The organism is Mucilaginibacter sp. (assembly GCF_041088075.1).
Classification (GTDB): Bacteria; Bacteroidota; Bacteroidia; order Sphingobacteriales; family Sphingobacteriaceae; genus Mucilaginibacter_A.
In genome coordinates this window covers 18,986-38,632 of sequence record NZ_JBGCVY010000066.1, presented here as the reverse complement: position 1 = coordinate 38,632, position 19,647 = coordinate 18,986, and the positions used below count along the sequence as shown (strand labels likewise).

Here is a 19,647-nt window from a genome sequence, read left to right as displayed (position 1 = left end):
TTTAATGAACAAATATAAACAATAATTAATATAACAATGCGGAGTTAATTTTCTGCAATCCAGCTTTGCGGGTTTTGCGGCGTAAAGCCTTTCCACAATTCAAAATGCACTTGTGTGTCTCCGCTTTCCGGGTCAACCCCTGCCGCGCCAATGCTTTGTTTCAAACTTACTTTCTGTCCTTTTGATACGCTGGCCGACCTTAAATTCATATAAGCCGTAAAGTACTCGCCGTGCCTGATCACCACCAAATAAGAACCATCTACATTTTCAACCTTGCTCACTTCCCCCGAAAAAACCGATCTGACCGAAGCCCCCGGGTTTGTTTTAATATCAACGCCTGTATTATCGGTTTTGATACCTTGTATAAAAGTTATTCCGAAACGTGCAACAATCGCACCATTTGCAACCGGCCAGGGCAAACGTCCGCGGTTCCCTAAAAAATCATTCGACATTTTTGCCGCTTCCGGTGTTGCCGACAACGCATCCGTTCCTTTTAACACCGGTTTTGCAGCCGCAGTCGGTTTATTTTCAGCCCTGGCTTTTGCCGCTGCAATCCGTGCTTCTTCGGCTGCTTTTCGTCTTTCTTCTTCAATTTCCCGGCGGATAGCTGCTGAAATTGACCTTGAAATTTGTGCAAGCAGTTTTTTCTGTTTTCCAATCTGGCTTTTGGTCAGCTTTTCCTGTTTGCTTAACGTGTTTACAACCTGCGCCTCGTTCTCTTTTTGTTTGCCTAACTTTTCTTTTTCCTTTTCCTGATCGAGCAAAATACTGTGCTTTTCCTGCTTATTGTGGTCAAGCTCCACTATTTTTACATGCAGCTCTTTTTGCGTCCCCTGTATATAATTGGCCTGCCGCTGCCGGTAATCGCCAAACTGCTGCATATATTTCAACCGTTTGTAAGCCTGGTTAAAATTGTTTGCCGCAAAAATAAACATCAACTTATTATAAGAACTCTGGTTACGAAAAGCAAACAAAACCATCGCCGCATACTCTTTTTTTAGCTGGTCTAACTGCGATTGCAAACTACGTACGTTATTACTGTTGTCGGAGATTTGATGATCCAGCAATCTAATTTCAGAATTGGCCGTTTTTATTTTTTCTTCCCGCAGATCAATCTGTGCTTTCAGCAGGCTCAATTGTTTTAACGAAGTCCTTTTGTCCCGCGAAATCCGGTCGTACTCATCGTTCAGCTTGTCCAGTTCGTTGGTAATTTTATCCCTGCGGCGTTTCAGTTCGGCACTGCTTTGTGAAAAACCGTGTATGGCAAAAACCACAAAAAACAAAAGCAGTACAATTTTTTTAAACGGCATAAATGCTTTGAGGTTGGTTTTTAATTGATCAAAGTATAATTTTTTGGCTCTTTAAACGGTGCATCAACCGTTTGGTCGAATTCTGTTTTGATGTAATGCAGATCCGCCTTGAAACTGTTTTGGCCAGCCGCAGAACTGATTGCAATAACCGAAGGCAAAATACGGTTATCAGCCTGAATAAAACTACTGTTGTTTACATCTAACTTTTGCGCAGAACGTTGGTTGCTCAGCCTCAAACTGGCAACTTTTAACTCGGCACTGAAAGTAGTCTGGTAAGCCAGTTCATTCAAAATCCCGGAAATAATGGTATTGTTTCCGTTGGATGAAACTTGGGCATCCGCATTGATAAACTCCGGGACTGCGTTGCCAACCACAATTGCTTCTACCGTCCCGTAATTAATTTGCCGGCCGGTGTACTGATACACGTAGCTGAAAGGTTTTTTCAGATAAACACTTTGCAATTTATTGATGATTTTGATACTGTCCGGCGTGATCAAAGCACGCGCAACTTCAATCCCGGCGATGGCAGTTATCGAAACCCAAATCTGTTTATTTTTTTGGATGCGAATATTCAACGTAACATCGTAACCTTTTCCATCAATTTCTAAACGTGTACGTGCTTTGCCCGAAAACGTTTGAAAATTAATCTGCCTGTTTTGTATCGCCGCCAGTTTTTCAGTCTTGCCATTATCGGTTTTAACTGACGCAGCAACAGCAGAATCTTTAACGGCAGGCGGGTTTACATTTGCCTGCACCAATTGCTTTTTTGCTTTACAACTAAACATTAAAAGCACAATTCCTGCAGCTAATATTTTATTCAGAATACTTCTTTTCATTAATTTTTCTTTCTAAAGCAACCGAATTGCTTCCAAGCTGTTTGGCCGTTTTCCAATATTTAACTGCCGATTCTGTATCATTTAAAAAGTACACAATATCGCCGTAATGTTCGGCCAAACCAGCGCTGTTTTTATTGTGGCTGATGGCTTTCTCAATCCAGGTCTTCGCTTCGGCATACTTCTTTTGCCTGAACAAAACCCAGGCATATGTATCTTCAAAAGAAGCCGTATTTGGTTGCAACTCGTTGCTATGGCGAGACATTTCGGCTGCGCGGTCTAACTTTTCTCCTCTTAACGACAAATAGTACGCATAATTATTCAACGTATACGCGTTATCCGGATTATTGCTGATGGATTGTTCGTAAGCCGCATCCGATTGCTTGTCGTCTTTCAACTGATGGTAACTGTCGCCGATGCCAGAATAAGCCTGGCTCAGCAAATCTTTATTGGTATTGCCGAGGGAAACTGCATTTTTAAAATAACCCAATGCTTCTTTTACCTTGCCTTTTTGGGCGTAAGCAACGCCAACCAGATAATTGGCAACAGCCTGGTTTGGAAAAAGTGAAAGCACTTCTTCGCCGTCTTTGATCACTTGGTCGAACTGGTTTTCGCCCAATTCCAGCCGCATCACCTGCTCCCAAACGGCATAAGTCTGATCATTCAAAGCAAGCGATTTTTTATAAACCGGAATGGCTTGGACATAAGAAGCATTTTGAACGAGCATATCGCCATAAACCGTAAAAGCGCGGGCATCGTCGGGATGTGTAACAGAAATAATCCGGCTTAATTCCAGCGCGCTTGATTTTGCTTCCGGGTCCGGGAACTTGGGAAAGTAGCCCGAAATGATGCGCAGCTTCTCCTCTATTTTAAGCGAAGGAAAAGCAAATGCTGTTTTTAGCTGGTTAAAACAGGCGGCGTAATCTTTTTTGTCGCGGTAAACATCGGCCAAAGCCAAATGGATTAAAGCGTCGTCAGGGTTGTTTTTTCCGGCATTCTCCAAAACTTTCAAAGCTTTATCGTTTTGGTTGTTGGAATTGTACAGTTCGGCCAATTGCAAATACGCGCGTGTTTCCGTCGGGTTTTCGCGGATCATTTGCTCCAAATCTTTTGTTGCCAAATCAAGTTTTCCTTGTTTCAGATAGATTTTTTGCTTGCCCGAAATCGTTTCTTCGTTTTTTCCGAAACGCGTTTCCAACTGATCGTAAGCCGTCAAAGCCTCGTCATATTTTTTTTCCATCGCCAAAGCGCGCGCCTGGTTGCTGTAATATTCCGGCTTTTCGGGGTTGATCCGGATCAGTTCTTTAAAAACGTTTTCCAGCTTCGGGATGTCGTTTATCTTCTCGTAATTCCCGGCCAGCGCCAGCCAGTACCATTCGTTTTCCGGGTCAACGGTTACCGCTTTTTCCAGCAGTTGGCGCGCTTCTTCATCTTTGTTTTCGCTGTTGCGGATGCGCGCCAGTTCGTACATTCCGGCCGTATTTGCGGGATCAATTTCTAAAACCTGGGCAAAAAGCGTGGCAGCATTCTTGCCGTTTTCCATCGTTTTTTCGCGCAAAGCCTGATAAAAAAGTTCGTCCACCACCACACTGTCGCGGCGAGTCAGTGGCTTTCCAACCACCATCACAATACTGTTTTTATCGGTGTTTTTTTTGCGCTGCGCGAAAGTAACCGACGGCAACATCATCCACATCAAAACAAAAAACACACAACTATTTTTCATGATTTTACTGTATGCCTGTATGGCCATAACCACCTGTCCCTCTTAATGTTTCGCTCAAAATCTCTACTTCGTCCCAATCCACTTTTTCGTGCCTGGCAATTACCATTTGCGCAATCCGGTCGCCATTTTGGATAGGAAAATCAACCTCCGAAAAATTAATCAGCAGTACTTTAATTTCACCCCGGTAATCCGCATCCACCGTTCCGGGGGAATTGACAATGCCGATGCCATGTTTAAAAGCCAAGCCGCTTCTCGGCCTGATCTGGGCTTCAAACCCGGTGGGCAATTCGATAAAAATCCCTGTAGGAATCAATTGCCGTTGCATCGGTTTTAAAACTAACGGCGTTTGCAAACTGGCTTTTAAATCCATTCCGGCTGCGTGCGCTGTTTCGTAAGCCGGTAAACTGTTGGTTGATTTGTTGATAATCCGGATCGTCATGATTTTTTTAGCATTAAAAGAAGCTCTTTGCGTTCGGTATATAAAGCGGCAGCGGCAAATAAAACCAACAACAGGTTTCCGATGATCAAATTTCTATGAAAAACCGTGAACGATAAATATACAATCACCGAAGAAGCAACTAAATAGCCCACGTTTTTTTTAAGCTGATACGGAATGGGGTAATGCTTTTGTCCGAGAATGTATGACAAAACCATCATCGTGGCATAAGCAATCAGCGAAATCCAAGCCGAAGCAACGTAACTGTATTTTGGGATGAAAAGAATATTCAGAATAATGGTTAAAATTGCACCAACACCGGAAATGTACAGGCCAAAACGTGTTTGATCGGACAGTTTGTACCAGATAGATAAATTCATGTAAATGCCTAAACTCACATAGCCAAATAAAAGTATCGGTACCACTTGCAGGCCTGACCAGTAAAGGTTTTGAAGAGCGATCGTTCTTCCACGAATAAAATATTTAAGCAATTCAATGTTGGCTGTTAATGCAACAGCTATCAGCGCTACTACGATTATAAAATAATTCATAATCCGCGCATAGGTTTCTTTAGCATTTTTATTTTTTGAACTGCTAAAAAAGAAAGGCTCGGCACCCAACCTAAAAGCCTGAACAAAAAGGCTTAAAAACAAAGCAATTTTAGCACAAGCACTATAAATGCCAACTTCCTGGTTACTAATACTGGGCGGTAGTAATTTATCCAGCATTATTTTATCCAGGTTTTCATTTATAATAAATGAAATGTTAGCTACTAAAATCGGCAGGCTATACAAAGCCATTTCTCCAAACAATTTAAAATCAAACCGAAGTTTCAATTTCAGGATTTCGGGAAGCAGCAAAACTAAGGTTAGCAAACTTGCCAGTAGATTGGACAGAAAAACATACCCTACCCAAAGCGGCCTGTACCAATGGACAATTGATTCTGCACCAAACAGATGATGTTTAATAATGTATGGTGCACCATACAGGAAAAACAAGTTAAGGACAATTACACAAATGATATTTAAAAATTTAATGATCGAATAACGCATTGGCTGCCCATCAGCGCGTATTTTAGCAAATGGGATTGCACATAAAGCATCAACAATTAAAATATAAATAAAGCACTTTACGTAAAAAACGTAATCGCTTGTGTTTTTATCTGTACCTGCATTTAACCAATTTGCAATACCATCAGCAGAAAAAAAAGTAAGCAAAAAAAACAGCAAAGCTGCCGTTGCTACTGTAATAAAAGAATTGCTGTAAACTTTTTCTTTGTTATCTTCCCGCTTATTCAAATAACGAAAAAAAGTGGTTTCCATACCGAAAGAAAGCATCGCATTGAGCAAAGATGCCCAGCTATACATTTTAGTAAACACACCATAAATTTTAGGTGATAAAGCATGAACTAAAATGGGGGTAAGTATAAAATACAGCGATCTGGAAATAATGGTACTTAAACCATAAATAGCCGTTTGGCCGGCAAATTTTTTAATCGTTGACAAATTTTGAAGATGGGTTAAGGCCGAAGCAAACTCCTGAAAAACTTACGACAGCATATTCTTTTTTACGGCTTCAAAATTACGATAGTTTTTCATTTCGCCTTCGCTGCTTTCTACGTTTGCTACGCGGGCTGCATCCGGCCCTTCTTGGCACCATTCTAAAAACTGTTCCAGCATAAAAGCATCGCCTTCGGCTTCAATATAAACCGAACCGTCCGCTTCGTTGGATACGATACCTTTGATGCCTAACTGATCGGCAACGGCCTTGGTCGTTACGCGGTAGGAAACGCCCTGCACTTTGCCCGTAACTTTTATATTGAGGTGTTTTTTGACCATGCTTCTTTTACCCTACTAATTTTACCCTGCTAAAAACAGTAGGCCAAAAATAACAAACCGTTTTTGATTAAGCCAGCTTTCGCACCTTTGATTCGGGCGTGATTTTTAAACGGTCTAAATCTGTAATCAAGTTCAGGCCCGGCGTTTTGCCTTTTTCCAGCGTCCCTTTTTCGTCATCAATCCCCAAAAATTTTGCGCCGTTATTGCTCGCCCAATCTACCATATCTTCCAGCAGCAGGTTTGGAAAATGCTTTTGCATTACCCGCATTTCTTTTAAAATACAAAGCTCGGTGTTGGAAGCTAGGCTATCCGTGCCCAAGGTAATGTTGAAACCATGATTGGTAAAGATGCTGACTTTGGGCAACGTGTTCTCGATGTACAAGTTGGCTTCGGGGCAAAAACACCAGTTTATTTTGCGGTCAAAACGTCGCGTAAAGTAAACGTCCTTCATATTGGTGTAGGTGTTGTGCACCATCAGCACGTTTTGCTGGTTGGTAAGCAAAGGGATAATAGACTGGATAGAGTTGCGCGCCTGCGGTTTAAAAAAGGAAATATCAATGCCTAAACGGTCATAAAAATCCAGGAAACTACCTTGCTTGTACCGGTAAAGTTTGTTTTCCTCGTCGGTTTCCTGGTTGTGTATCGTAAGCACAGCGTTTGTGGTTTCTGCTTCTTTGCGGATCAGTTTAAACAATTCTTTGGAAACCGAATAAGCGGCATGCGGCGTGATGGACGAAGCCAAGGGTTTAAACTGCTCCTTCACCAATAAAGCATTGCTAAAAACAGCATCGGCATTTTTGGGGTCGAAACCATAAACCTCTATAAAGTTGTGGTAATACAGCCTGCTTTTCATTTTTACCGAAGCGGTAACGGCAGTGTTGGAAATATCGCCAACGGCAACAATACCGTTCCGTTCCATTTCTTCGTCGGCTTTGGCGGCCGCTTCTTTCACTTCGCCTTTATCGGCTTTGCGCAGCTTTTGTACGTTGCCAATAAATTCGATCAAACCTTGCCCGGCCGGCACTTTGCCTTTTAAATGCGACAGTTCTAAATGGCAATGTGTGTTGACAAAGCCCGGTGTTAAGGCACCGCTTAATTTTTCGGCTGGCAAATCCCGGTAAAAGGTTTCTTCGGGCGTAAACGGAGGGTTTTCCGGGTTTTCAACTTTCAAGATTTTTCCGTTATCATCAACAATAACGCTTCCGTTTTTGATCGGGCTGCCACAGGCAGTCAAAACATAATCAGCAGTGAACTTTTTCATTTAACAATTTTCGGCTTGGTAAACAACATCAGGATAAGCAGGCAAAAGGTATTCGTAGTAGTGTAATAAAAATCAAAACCTATTTACTACTGTTTTTATAGTAGTATTTTTGTAGGGTGATAGCAACAGATAAAAAAATTGACGTACGCAGCCTGACACTGGAAGTGCTGGAAAAAATTTTCGTCGAATCAGGCGAAAAAGCTTTTCGGGCAAAGCAGGTTTATAGCTGGCTTTGGGAAAAATCAGCTGCTGATTTTGACCAGATGAGCAACATTTCCAAAGAGTTACGCCAGAAGTTGAAAGAACAATTTACGATTAATGCAGTAAAAGTACATAACTCACAGTTTAGTAACGATAAAACCATAAAAAATACTTTTAAATTATATGATAATAATTTAATTGAAGGTGTTTTGATCCCCGCTCCGGAGCGGATGACGGCCTGCGTATCGTCCCAAGTTGGCTGCAGTTTAACCTGCAAATTCTGCGCAACGGGTTATATGGAGCGGAAACGGAACCTGAACCCAGACGAAATTTACGATCAGGTGGTGCTTTTGGACCAGCAATCCAAAGCCAATTACAACCAGCCGTTGACCAACATTGTGTATATGGGCATGGGCGAACCGTTATTGAATTATGCCAACGTTTTAAAATCCATCGAACGGATTACGGCAGAAGATGGCTTAAATATGGCTGCGCGAAGGATTACGGTTTCTACCGCGGGCATCGCCAAAATGATTAAAAAGCTGGGCGATGACCAGGTGAAATTTAACTTGGCCCTTTCGCTTCATGCGGCAAACGATAAAAAGCGCAACGAAATCATGCCGATCAACGAGCAGAATTCGTTAAAAGCGTTGGCCGAAGCGTTGAAATATTACTTCGCCAAAACCAAAAACCCGGTTACTTACGAATATATTTTGTTCGATAACTTTAACGATGGACTCGAAGATGCCGCAGAGCTGGCCTCTTTTTGCAAACATTTGCCTTGCAAAGTAAACATCATCGAATATAACCCAATCTCTTTTGCCGCTTTTACAAACACTGCCGAAGATAAAACCGATGCTTTTGCCGCTTATTTAAGGAAGCAGGGCATCAACGTCAACATCCGCAGAAGCCGCGGCAAAGATATTGATGCGGCTTGCGGACAATTAGCCGTAAAACAGCAGTAAACACCAATTTTAGGCCGATAAAAGAAGCATCAGCAAAATGAATTTACAACATACTTATTTTGCTGATTTTGTTTCGCTCATTTTCCCGGAGCTTTGCCAGGCTTGCGCCAAAAGTTTGTACCGTAACGAGGAGTTGATTTGCGCCGATTGCCTCTACCATTTGCCTTATACCAATTTCCATTTGCAACCGGACAACACCGTTGCTCAACAATTTTGGGGACGTGTTAATTTAGAAGCTGCCGCTGCTTTGTTATATTTTAGTAAAGGCAGCCGTGTGCAAAACCTGATGCACCAGCTTAAATATAAAAACAAACCTGAAATTGGCGTTTATTTAGGCAAACTGGCGGGAAAGCGTTTGCTGGAAAACCAAATTATTTCTTCTGCCGATGTGATCATTCCCGTTCCGTTGCATAAGCAAAAACAGTTAAAACGAGGCTACAACCAAAGTTTAAGCTTTGCAGAAGGGCTTTCAGAAAAATTATCAATTCCGGTTTCAATTAACAATTTAGTTCGAACAACCAGCACAGAAAGCCAGACCAAAAAATCCAGGATTTCCCGTTATGAAAACATGAAGGAAGTTTTCTCCATAAAAAATCCAACACAACTAACCGGAAAGCATATTTTGTTGGTGGATGATATCATCACCACCGGCGCAACTTTAGAAGCTTGTTGTGGTGTTTTGCTGGAAGTTCCCGGTGTCCGCATCAGCATTGCAAGTATTGCTGTTGCAACCTGATGCTTCTTTTAGCACCTTAAATTTAGTGTGGTAAAAACAGCAGTAATACAATCCATATAGAACTTTTATATTTTTGGCTAAAGCCAATTGCTGCTCCCTTTATCCACGGCCTAAAGGCCGTGGCAATGAATAATTGGATTATGTTTGAGCCTGTTTAAATTTCTGTCATAAAAATTTACAATGCTTCTTTTATGCCTATAAATTTGGTTTGCGCGGATATTTTACAGGCACAAAACCACAAAAATACAATGATTTTTATGCGGTAAAAGAAGCATGGCAAATAAGTTTAACAAAATCTAAACAGGCTTTTTGAAGATGAGATATTATCAGCAAGTACAAAAAACTTGTAAATCGAAGTGGTTAAATTGCCACGGCCTTTAGGCCGTGGGATATGTAAATTCGGTTTGGCTTTAGCCAAAATATGATTAGATGAAATTAAAACAAGCTCTCACAAATACAAAGGAAACTTCTTCGTCAGCTCGTGTACCTGCTTTTTAACTTTTTCGATGTGCGCTTCATCTTCGATATTAGTCAGCACAGAATCAATCAGTTCCACAATTTTTTTCATCTGCTTTTCTTTCATGCCACGCGTGGTAACGGCCGGCGTGCCTACACGGATGCCTGAAGTAACAAACGGCGATTTGTCATCAAACGGGACCATATTTTTGTTGACAGTGATGCCCGCTTTATCCAAAGCCGTTTCCGCCGCTTTTCCGGTTACGTTTTTGTTCCGGAGATCAATCAGCATCAAATGGTTATCCGTTCCGCCCGAAATAATTTCATAGCCCAATCCGACGAAAGCTTCGGCCATAGCGGCGGCGTTTTGTTTCACCTGCACAATGTATTTCATGTATTTATCGCTCAACGCTTCGCCGAAGGCAATGGCTTTTGCAGCAATAATATGTTCCAGCGGCCCGCCTTGCGTTCCCGGAAAAACAGCCATATCCAAAACAGACGACATCATGCGTGTTTCGCCTTTTGGTGTTTTCAGGCCGAACGGGTTTTCAAAATCTTTTCCCAGCAAAATCAATCCGCCGCGCGGTCCGCGCAAAGTTTTGTGCGTGGTGGTGGTTACGATGTGGCAATGCGGAAGCGGATCGGCCAGCAAACCTCTGGCAATCAAACCGGAAGGATGGGAAATATCGGCCAAAACCAAAGCGCCAATTTCATCAGCCACTTTTCGGATAAACGCATAATCCCAATCGCGCGAATAAGCCGAAGCGCCGCAAATAATCAACTTCGGTTTTTCGCGGTGTGCAACTTCTTCCAACTGTTCGTAGTTGATCAAACCGGTTTCCTTTTTCACGCCATAAAAAAATGGTTTGTACAATTTCCCCGAAAAATTAACCGGCGAACCGTGCGTTAAATGTCCGCCATGAGATAAATCAAAACCTAAAATTTTATCGCCCGGTTGTAAACAAGCCAGCAAAACAGCAGCATTTGCCTGCGCGCCGGAATGTGGCTGCACGTTTGCCCACTCGGCATTGAACAGTTGTTTGGCACGCTCGATGGCGATGGTTTCAATCTCGTCCACAATTTCGCAGCCGCCGTAATAACGTTTGCCGGGCAAGCCTTCGGCATATTTATTGGTTGCTGCCGATCCTGCCGCTTCCATCACTTGTTTGCTCACAAAATTTTCGGAAGCAATTAATTCGATCCCGTTTTCCTGCCGTTCCTGTTCCTCGTCTAAAAGCCTGAATATTAATTTATCTCTTTTCATGGTTTGATTTATGCACGGCCAAATTTAGCCATATTTTAATCCTATGCATCAAATTTCGGTTCAAAACTTTATGCCGGTAAAAACAGTATTCTGTTTGAAAAAATATTTGTCAAACCTGATGCTTCTTTTACCGGCATATTTTAAGAATTTAGTATTGCCGGTGGTTTTTCTTTATAAGGATGTTTAAATGCTTCAAAGAAAAATTTAAACACTCAAACATAAACCGCCATTGCACGTAGAATCCTTATAATGGTTATTTGAGCAAATAACCTAAATTTGTGTATTGAAAAAAGTTTACCATATAGATGAAAGTACAGGCGGGCAACCTTTTAGAACAGATCAACTACCCTTCTGATTTAAAGAAATTTAATGAAGAAGACCTCACCGAAATTGCCAACCAATTGAGGCAATATATTATTGATATGGTTTCGGTAAACGGCGGCCATTTTGGTGCCAGTTTGGGTGTGGTTGAGCTGACCGTTGCCTTGCAGTATGTTTTAAACACACCTTATGACCAGTTAGTTTGGGATGTTGGCCACCAAGCTTACGGGCATAAAATTTTGACCGGCCGCCGCGAAGTTTTTGATACCAACCGTAACTATAAAGGGATCAGCGGTTTCCCGAAACGTTCGGAGAGCATTTACGATACGTTTGGCGTCGGCCACTCTTCCACTTCCATTTCTGCGGCTTTGGGCATGGCCGTGGCTTCGCACCGAAAAGGCGAGCACGACCGCCAGCATGTTGCCGTAATTGGTGATGGCGCAATGACCGGCGGAATGGCTTTTGAAGCGTTGAACCATGCCGGGATCGAAAACTCCAATTTGCTGGTTATTTTGAACGATAACTGCATGTCTATTGACCCGAATGTGGGCGCATTAAAAGAGTACCTCACCAATATTTCTACCTCGAAGCCTTATAACCGTTTCCGCGATGAAGTGAGCCATATTCTGGCCAAAATTTCTTCTTTCGGTCCGGATGCTTTTCAAATTGCCAAAAAATTAGAAAAAAGCATTAAAGGCACCTTGCTCAAAAACAGCAATTTGTTTGAGTCTTTGCAGTTCCGGTATTTTGGCCCGGTTGACGGCCACAATGTAAAGCAATTGGTCAAGGTTTTAAAGGATTTGAAAGATATTCCCGGCCCGAAACTGCTGCATTGCATCACCGTAAAAGGCAAAGGCTATGCTTTGGCGGAGAAAGACCAAACGATATGGCATGCGCCCGGCCTTTTTGATAAAATTACCGGGGAGATAAAAAAACCGGTTTACGATAAACCCAAACCGCCAAAATATCAGGATGTTTTTGGGTTGACAATTATCGAGCTTGCCGAAAACAACCCTAAAATAATGGGCATTACACCTGCCATGCCTTCCGGTTCTTCCATGAATTTGATGATGAAGGCCATGCCCGAACGCGCTTTTGATGTGGGCATTGCCGAGCAGCACGCGGTAACTTTTTCGGCAGGCTTGGCAACGCAAGGCATGGTGCCGTTTTGTAATATTTATTCCAGCTTTATGCAGCGCGGCTACGATCAGGTAGTTCACGATGTGGCGATACAAAAACTCAACGTTGTTTTTTGCTTAGATCGTGCCGGTTTGGCTGGTGCCGATGGGCCGACGCATCACGGCGCTTACGATCTGGCTTTTATGCGCTGCGTCCCGAATATGATTGTTTCGGCACCGATGAACGAAGAAGAACTGCGCAACCTGATGTTTACGGCGCAGCAGGAAAATATGGGTCCGTTTTCTATCCGCTACCCGCGCGGCAACGGCGTGATGGTGAACTGGCAAAAACCAATGAAAGCCTTGCCGGTTGGTAAAGGCCGAAGGATTTGCGATGGCGAAGAAGTAGCCATTTTAACCATCGGAACCATTGGAAATGAGGCGGTAAAAGCAGTACAAACTTTAAACAACGAAGGCATTTATCCGGCGCATTACGACCTGCGTTTTGTAAAACCGATAGATGAAGAAATGCTGCACGAAGTTTTCCAGAAATACGACAACATAGTTACGGTAGAAGACGGCTGCCTGCAAGGCGGAATGGGCAGTGCCGTAATTGAGTTTATGGCCGATCATGGTTATGCGGCAAAAGTCATCCGTCTCGGTATCCCCGACCGTTTTATTGAACACGGCGAGCAGCCCGAACTTTGGGCCGAATGCGGTTACGATGCAGCTTGGATATCCACCCAGGTAAAAAAACTAACGGTAAAAAGAGCAACGCAGACGATTGCTTCGTGATGCTTCTTTTAGGGCATAAAAATTAGTGAACCTGGAATTTATCTGTTTTATTTCCGTGTTTAGGGGGTGTTTAATTTTTGTTCAAATTACTTCATATACTTCTTTTATCACCTAAAAAATGGTAAGCATTTGGTTTTTGATTGCGTTAAATTGATACCAGCATCAATTTTTATAGGGTAAAAGAAGCATCATGATTAATCCAATCTTGGACATATTGAAGGGTCTTGTGTATTGTTGCTGTTTGGTACTCCATATAATTTAAGCGAACCTAAAAGCCGTAGAGCTTTGCTGCTCAATTTACCTTTTGCATTTTGATAACCATCTTTTGATTACCCAACATTCCTGAAAGAACCCGGATGTTATTAGGTTCACCGGGGCTTATTTTAGCAATAAGCGTATCCTGTACGGTTAGCGGGTATCGCCATACCCCTTTGACCTGCCCGCTTTGATTGTTATAAGTATAGCTTCCAATAAACCTATTACGGTAAGTGCCAAAATCAAAAACAATATCATTACCGTCAAAAAAAACTTTCGTTAACGTATCGCCCGGGCAGGAATCCGCTTTCGGAAACAGGTTTCGCGTGCTGCTTTTAACCTCATACTTTCCGTTCAGCATCGTGTTAGTTATAGGAAAATGGTAGCAAGCCATAAGTATTAATGGAATGACCAGAGCGGAAAAACGGACTATATTTTTTGTGGCATTTTTTTGAAAATTAAATACAGGAAGGTTACTTTTTGTGATAAAGAAAAACTCCTTTAACCGTTGGTATTCTGTCAGTAAAAGATAAACGGCAGCACAGGTGAGTAAGGTAATGTACAAGTTTACCACCAGGCCTAAATCATAAAACCAGTCCAGTAAAAATATATTGAAAAGAATAGGCAAAAGTAAGATGATGGCAAAAAGCCTTGTCCTGCTAAAAAGCAACAGCACCGCACTTGCAATTTGCAAACTGGCTATGATTAAAGTAAAAGCATAGAATTTTCCATAAAACGCCCAGATCAAGTCCTCACCGCTTAAACTGCTGAACGGGTCATCGAGCCTGGCCATTGGGATAGCAAACTGAAGATGAAAAACCTTTTGCAAGGCAAACATAATCATATCCATTGCGAGGAAATACCGGGTAATACCTTGCCAGAAAGCAAAAGTAGCTTCTGAATCAATCTGCGAGCGTACAGCCTTTCTTTTCCAGATAAAAATAAAAATAACTACCCCGGTCAAATAAATAATGGCCAAAGCGATCAGCAAAACATAGGGTACTACCGGTACAAACCTTTTTCCTATCCGTAAAGCAACAATCGAACTGGTAATGCCGGCAACGATACATGCGAGTGCATTTTTGAATGGAAATTTTTGTGTCATCGTGTTTTAAATTATGACACAATAGTATGGAGGCGAGAAACAATGGTCGTCCGGTTTTATCCAACCGAACATGTTTTAAAGGTATAGGTTTACCTTTTTACAGTTGTTACCTGCGAAGAATCAGCTTTTAACGTCTGTATAAACTGCGTTGGCGACAAGCCAGTTTCTTTTTTAAAGGCCGTATTAAAAGTGGTTTTTGAATTAAATCCGGCACTATACGCAATACCCAGCATGTTAAGCTGCTTGTACTGGCCGGAAAGCATTAGCTGTTTTACTTCTGTAATGCGGTAGGAATTTACAAACCCGAAAAAACTTAACCCAAAGCCTTCGTTTAACACGAACGATAGGTCATGTGTGGAAATATCCATCAGTTTTGCAAGGTCCGGCAGGCTCAGTTCATTGTCGAGGTATGGTTTGTCAGTGGTCATCAGTTGCCCCAATTGGGTTTTCAACTGATCTAACTTGTCTTTTGGAAACCTTACCGTTTTGGTTCCGGCATTGTTGGTTGGACGGATGATCTCACTAATTTCTTCCAATTCGGGTTGTTCAAAAGGGTAAACTTCCTTTTGAGCAATTAGAAAGTATCCTGTTATAAGAACGCCTGCAAGGTAAAATATAGGGCTGTAAAACGCTATCCATCCCGGCTTAAACACTGATCCTGCAATCGATATGATAAGCATTAGTGCTATACCATAAAGCAGGTATTGCAGCCATTTTAAATTGATCTCATTAGTTGCCGCATTGATTAATCTGATGTTTTTTTGGTGTTGTTTTAGATTATTATAAGCCATAGCCCAATAACACAATAATTGAAAATTAAGAGTTGCCGGGAGTAGAAATGGCCACCATAACTTTATGAAACCAGGTAGATAGCCGCTAGTATTGCTTAAATTATAATTTGTTACAATTAGGTAAGGCAACATGTAAATTAAGAACAGTAAAAACGGAATAAAATGCAGATAGTCTAGTGCTTTCAGTCCTTTATCAGGCGAGGTAAAATGCCTCACGCTCAGGAATAGTGCGGGCGCAATTAAAAATCTGGACAATTCATTAAAAGCGATCAGTTCCTTATAGTTTGCTTCCGCCCCTGCCTGGTAAATAAATGCGTTCAGCATCATACATCCTGCAGAAAAGGAGAACAGGCCGAACCAGTTGTTTGCAACAGGGTTAACCTTTCCGGGATTAAAGTATGCAATTAGTGCCAACTGGAAAAAGCTGATGCAGGTAACACTGGTTAAAATATTTGAAACTACCATCGAAATGTTTGTTATTGATGGCAATTTAAGGACTTTATTGGTAAGTAAAAGCTATAAATCAGTTCTTGTAAATTTGAAGGAGCTATAACTGATCTCAATTGCAAATTTCACTGGTAGAATAAATCTACCTATATTAACTTGTACTCTTAATACTTGAATTAAAATATTTTTTAAGGAAATATACCTAATTAACATAACCCTAATCATAAGGCAACTCTTTTAAACTTCAAAGTATTAAACCGATTCCGATTTTTATTAAAAAAGATGAAATTAATTTAGACAAACGAAAGTCCAAATATTCTGTTTTCTAAACTTTGACAAAGTTATTGGCAGTACCGAAAACCCTACTTGCGAGAGATAACCGCATTAAATAAACCGGTTCACACTTGCTTTTTTTACCTTTGAAGCGATGATCACTGTTGTAAAAAAACTTCCGGTTGCTACTTACGTGTTGGATACCTACTGGAAGTTGGCAGCAGAACGCCAGGAAATCTTCTTTAACCGGATTGCAGGGAAAACGGTGCTGACGAATGACCCGACATTGCTTAAATATAAATTCACAAACGCTTATCGTGCTGCCGATCGTGTAAGTCAATACTTAATAAGTAGGGTCATTTATCATGGCGATCAAAGCCCTGAGGAGGTTCTGTTCCGCATTTTACTGTTTAAGTTGTTTAATAAAATAGAAACATGGGAAATGTTGCTCCACGAATTGGGCGCGTTAACCTGGGAAAGCTATTCCTTTAAATCCTACAACCAAATTTTACATCAGGTGCTGCAAGCAGGTGAGGCCATTTATTCGGGCGCGTATATGATGGCATCCGGAAGAAGCTCTTTTGGCTTCAACAGAAAACACGAGAACCACCTGAAATTGATTGAACAAATGATGCACGGCCATTTAGCGGAAAGGGTTCAGGAAGCAGCCTCGCTTGAGGCCGTTTACCGGCTATTGTTAAGTTTCCCCTTGCTGGGGCCGTTTTTAGCCTACCAATACGCCATTGATATCAACTACAGCAACCTTACCAATTTTAGTGAAATGGATTTTGTGGTGCCGGGCCCTGGTGCAAAAGACGGTATCCGAAAATGCTTTAAAAGTTTAGGCGGTTATACCGAAGCTGATATAATCAGGTATGTAACCGAACGGCAGGAACAGGAATTTGAGCGCCTGGGTATCAATTTTAAGGATTTATGGGGCAGGCCACTTCAGTTAATTGATTGCCAGAACCTGTTTTGTGAAACGGACAAGTATGCAAGGGTAGCCCACCCCGAGGTGGGCGGACTTTCTGGCAGAACAAGGATCAAACAGCTTTACGCAAGTAATCAGCGTGCTATTGACTATTTCTTTCCGCCCAAATGGGGCTTGAATGATCTACTTCGCAGAAGCACCGGATAACCGGCTTATCTCTGATTTGTTATTAGTTCAGGGCTTATGTTAAATTTCTCTTGTAGTAGTTTGGCCACTTTGCCTTCAGGATTGATAGGGTGTACTTTTCCTGGTTTCACCTTGCGGTAAGTAATGGATACCCTTCTTTCCCTATGCTGTACATTTCCATCTACAACATCTTTCTTTCTGGGCGGTATGCCATGCTTCCACTTCTTCCGGGCATCATCCTGCATCACATACATAGAACGCCTCGGGATTTCCACATCAATCACCTCCAGGTTCTTCCCTTTAATGAAACGCATGATGCAACTGCTTCCCAAATTTACACCGCAAATCTGGTTTTCGTAATAAGCCCTGTCCTTATGCGGTTTGATGCCTTCTCCCGGAACATACTCGTTAATGATAACCTGGTCGGGTTGGTTGATTAAAATTTTTTGCCCCACAATTTCCTGTGATAACTGGTAGATCAAGGGAGGCATAGCAACCGGAAATTCGATCAGGTCATAAGGCTCGTCCAGCTCATTGCGGTAACCATAATATTGCAGCCTTCTTGCATAATCAACCACCCAAATTTGATTGTCAATTTCGTTTAACAACTGCTCCTCACGCGTTTCATTAATAAAATCAGGATAGAGTAACAAACCTGGTAATGCTGTTTCCATTTTCAAATAATTAAAATTGCTTTTGGTATAAAATTAAAAGCAAAAGATTTTTCAAAGGGTAACAATTTGCGTTTGGTTAAGTTTAAGATGTTCAATAACATTTTTTTAGAATGCAGTTACGATGCGGCTTCCATCTCCAACCAAGTAAAAAACTAACGGTAAAAAGAGCAACGCAAACGATTGATCCTTGATGCTTCTTTTATGGGGTAAAAGTTAGTGAAACTGGAATTTGTCTGTTTTATTTCTGCGCTTAGGGCTGTTCAAATTATTTTCGATACTTCTTTTATCACCTAAAAAATGGTAAGCGTTTGGTTTTTGATGGGGTTAAATTGATGCATACACCAATTTTTATAGGGTAAAAGAAGCATTGTTGTTAATTCAATCATTACAATTAAACCCCCTAAAAACTATGCTCAGTGTAATGCAATTCGTGCAAGAGTTTTATGTAATGGTTAAAGAGTAAAAAAACCGGGTTTTAACCGGCAAATTCTGATGACACGAAAACATTCGTTTGAATGTAATAAGGAAACATTTCTTTTAAAGAAAAAGTAAGTTATAACTTAACGTTTAGTATTAAATACTTTAATCGCGGCAACCATCTGGCTTTATTCTATTAAATGCTCATGATTTTATTATTTAAAATAAAATTTGCAAAGTCAAATATTTCTCTTTTACTTTGAATTACAAAGTACTTTACATCAATGGAAGATAAAGACCTATTAGCAGACATCAGTTCGATCAAGAACATCATGGAGCGATCTACCCGGTTTATTTCCCTGAGCGGCCTGTCAGGAGTGATGGCTGGTATATACGCTTTAGTTGGTGCCGGGCTGGCTTATAAACAGATTTATATGAACGATGGAGCAGGAGTGTACTCAGATCACGACCAGAACTTGCCTAGAAAACTTTTCTTCATTGCTTCCGCTGTACTGGTGCTGTCTATTGCAACAGGTATCTGGCTTACTTTTCGTAAAGCGGCAAAAAATGGGCAGCGTGTTTGGAGCCAAAGCAGCAAATCTCTGATGATTAGCGGCGCACTGCCACTGCTAACCGGCGGGTGTTTTGTACTGATACTTTTTTCCCAGGGAAGCTATGGCATCATTGCTGCTGGATGCCTTATTTTTTACGGACTAGCCCTGGTTGCTGCGAGCCAGTACACATATGGTGATGTGAAGTGGCTGGGCATTTGTGAAATAGGATTAGGCTTACTGTCAACACTTCTTCCCAGCTTTGGCATTTACTTCTGGGCAACAGGTTTTGGCTTGCTGCATATTTTATATGGTACGATCATGCACTTTAAATACGACCGTGAAAGTAGCACTAACTAATTTTGATAAAGCTTTTGAGAACCGCGTGCGTCTGCAGGCCATGAGCGTGTTGGTAGCCAACGAAAGTTACGATTTTAACTCGCTCAAAGACTTACTGGAGGTGACCGATGGAAACCTGGCCTCACATCTGAAAGCACTCGAAAAAGAAGAATACATTACCGTAAGTAAATCTTTTTTAGGCAGGAAACCCAATACGCGTTACCAGGCATCCGCTACCGGGATCACCGCATTCAAAAAACACCTCGTAGCACTTGAAAATTTAATCAAACAACAGAAAACATAATTTTTTTATCTCTTAACTTTGAAATACAAAGTACTTTTAAATGACGAATCTAAATAGAAAATAAAAGAATTAATTTATAAATCTTTAACATCATAATGGACATGCAACAAACCGAAC

At 41.5% G+C, this 19,647-nt stretch carries 17 protein-coding genes; 6 read left to right on the top strand and 11 right to left on the bottom strand.

What is annotated here, in order from left to right:
* Window positions 1-44: 44 nt before the first annotated feature.
* The 7 genes from V5804_RS16310 to V5804_RS16280 all read right to left on the bottom strand — a co-directional run bounded on the left by V5804_RS16310 (window position 45) and on the right by V5804_RS16280 (window position 7,401).
* Window positions 45-1,310 (bottom strand): murein hydrolase activator EnvC, encoded by a 1,266-nt coding sequence (locus tag V5804_RS16310; protein WP_369592470.1) that lies wholly within the window; start codon window positions 1,308-1,310, stop codon window positions 45-47.
* A gap of 20 nt (window positions 1,311-1,330) precedes the next feature.
* Window positions 1,331-2,146 carry a DUF4292 domain-containing protein gene (locus V5804_RS16305; RefSeq protein WP_369592469.1) on the bottom strand — a complete coding sequence of 272 codons (816 nt, stop codon included), beginning with the start codon at window positions 2,144-2,146 and terminating at the stop codon, window positions 1,331-1,333.
* Window positions 2,124-3,866, bottom strand: coding sequence for a tetratricopeptide repeat protein (locus V5804_RS16300; RefSeq protein WP_369592468.1), 1,743 nt, complete (start codon window positions 3,864-3,866; stop codon window positions 2,124-2,126). The genes V5804_RS16305 and V5804_RS16300 overlap by 23 nt, the downstream gene beginning before the upstream one ends.
* A gap of 4 nt (window positions 3,867-3,870) precedes the next feature.
* The gene (gene dut / locus V5804_RS16295) at window positions 3,871-4,305 is read right to left on the bottom strand and encodes a dUTP diphosphatase (protein WP_369592467.1); all 435 of its coding nucleotides are present in this window, start codon (window positions 4,303-4,305) and stop codon (window positions 3,871-3,873) included.
* Window positions 4,302-5,807, bottom strand: coding sequence for a lipopolysaccharide biosynthesis protein (locus V5804_RS16290; protein WP_369592466.1), 1,506 nt, complete (start codon window positions 5,805-5,807; stop codon window positions 4,302-4,304). The genes dut and V5804_RS16290 overlap by 4 nt, the downstream gene beginning before the upstream one ends.
* Before the next feature lie 42 nt (window positions 5,808-5,849).
* Window positions 5,850-6,140 (bottom strand): acylphosphatase, encoded by a 291-nt coding sequence (locus V5804_RS16285; protein ID WP_369592465.1) that lies wholly within the window; start codon window positions 6,138-6,140, stop codon window positions 5,850-5,852.
* A 67-nt stretch (window positions 6,141-6,207) separates the two neighbouring features.
* Complete coding sequence (locus V5804_RS16280) at window positions 6,208-7,401, bottom strand: amidohydrolase family protein (protein WP_369592464.1); 1,194 nt, start codon at window positions 7,399-7,401, stop codon at window positions 6,208-6,210.
* A gap of 119 nt (window positions 7,402-7,520) precedes the next feature.
* Here V5804_RS16280 and rlmN point away from each other — a divergent pair, with 119 nt between their 5' ends.
* Window positions 7,521-8,567 (top strand): 23S rRNA (adenine(2503)-C(2))-methyltransferase RlmN, encoded by a 1,047-nt coding sequence (gene rlmN / locus V5804_RS16275; protein WP_369592542.1) that lies wholly within the window; start codon window positions 7,521-7,523, stop codon window positions 8,565-8,567.
* Between the two features lie 37 nt (window positions 8,568-8,604).
* On the top strand, window positions 8,605-9,303 hold the full coding sequence (locus tag V5804_RS16270; protein ID WP_369592463.1) for a ComF family protein: 699 nt from the start codon (window positions 8,605-8,607) through the stop codon (window positions 9,301-9,303).
* 448 nt (window positions 9,304-9,751) lie between these two features.
* On the opposite strand, the gene glyA is transcribed toward V5804_RS16270, so the two are convergent.
* Entirely contained in the window at window positions 9,752-11,023 is a 1,272-nt protein-coding gene (gene glyA, locus V5804_RS16265; protein WP_369592462.1) for a serine hydroxymethyltransferase, read from the bottom strand.
* Between the two features lie 305 nt (window positions 11,024-11,328).
* Between glyA and dxs the strand changes: the two genes are divergently transcribed.
* Complete coding sequence (gene dxs, locus V5804_RS16260; RefSeq protein ID WP_369592461.1) at window positions 11,329-13,257, top strand: 1-deoxy-D-xylulose-5-phosphate synthase; 1,929 nt, start codon at window positions 11,329-11,331, stop codon at window positions 13,255-13,257.
* Window positions 13,258-13,549: 292 nt separating this feature from the next.
* Here dxs and V5804_RS16255 read toward each other — a convergent pair whose 3' ends face one another.
* The gene (locus V5804_RS16255) at window positions 13,550-14,617 is read right to left on the bottom strand and encodes a hypothetical protein (protein ID WP_369592460.1); all 1,068 of its coding nucleotides are present in this window, start codon (window positions 14,615-14,617) and stop codon (window positions 13,550-13,552) included.
* Window positions 14,618-14,706: 89 nt separating this feature from the next.
* Complete coding sequence (locus V5804_RS16250) at window positions 14,707-15,873, bottom strand: helix-turn-helix domain-containing protein (protein WP_369592459.1); 1,167 nt, start codon at window positions 15,871-15,873, stop codon at window positions 14,707-14,709.
* Between the two features lie 409 nt (window positions 15,874-16,282).
* Between V5804_RS16250 and V5804_RS16245 the strand changes: the two genes are divergently transcribed.
* On the top strand, window positions 16,283-17,266 hold the full coding sequence (locus V5804_RS16245) for a nucleotide kinase domain-containing protein (RefSeq protein WP_369592458.1): 984 nt from the start codon (window positions 16,283-16,285) through the stop codon (window positions 17,264-17,266).
* Between the two features lie 5 nt (window positions 17,267-17,271).
* Here V5804_RS16245 and V5804_RS16240 read toward each other — a convergent pair whose 3' ends face one another.
* Window positions 17,272-17,919, bottom strand: a complete 648-nt coding sequence (locus tag V5804_RS16240; RefSeq protein WP_369592457.1) for an alpha-ketoglutarate-dependent dioxygenase AlkB — start codon at window positions 17,917-17,919, stop codon at window positions 17,272-17,274.
* A gap of 701 nt (window positions 17,920-18,620) precedes the next feature.
* Here V5804_RS16240 and V5804_RS16235 point away from each other — a divergent pair.
* Both V5804_RS16235 and V5804_RS16230 read left to right on the top strand, forming a co-directional pair.
* Window positions 18,621-19,247, top strand: a complete 627-nt coding sequence (locus V5804_RS16235; protein WP_369592456.1) for a hypothetical protein — start codon at window positions 18,621-18,623, stop codon at window positions 19,245-19,247.
* Window positions 19,228-19,530, top strand: a complete 303-nt coding sequence (locus V5804_RS16230) for a winged helix-turn-helix domain-containing protein (RefSeq protein ID WP_369592455.1) — start codon at window positions 19,228-19,230, stop codon at window positions 19,528-19,530. The genes V5804_RS16235 and V5804_RS16230 overlap by 20 nt, the downstream gene beginning before the upstream one ends.
* Window positions 19,531-19,647: the final 117 nt, after the last annotated feature.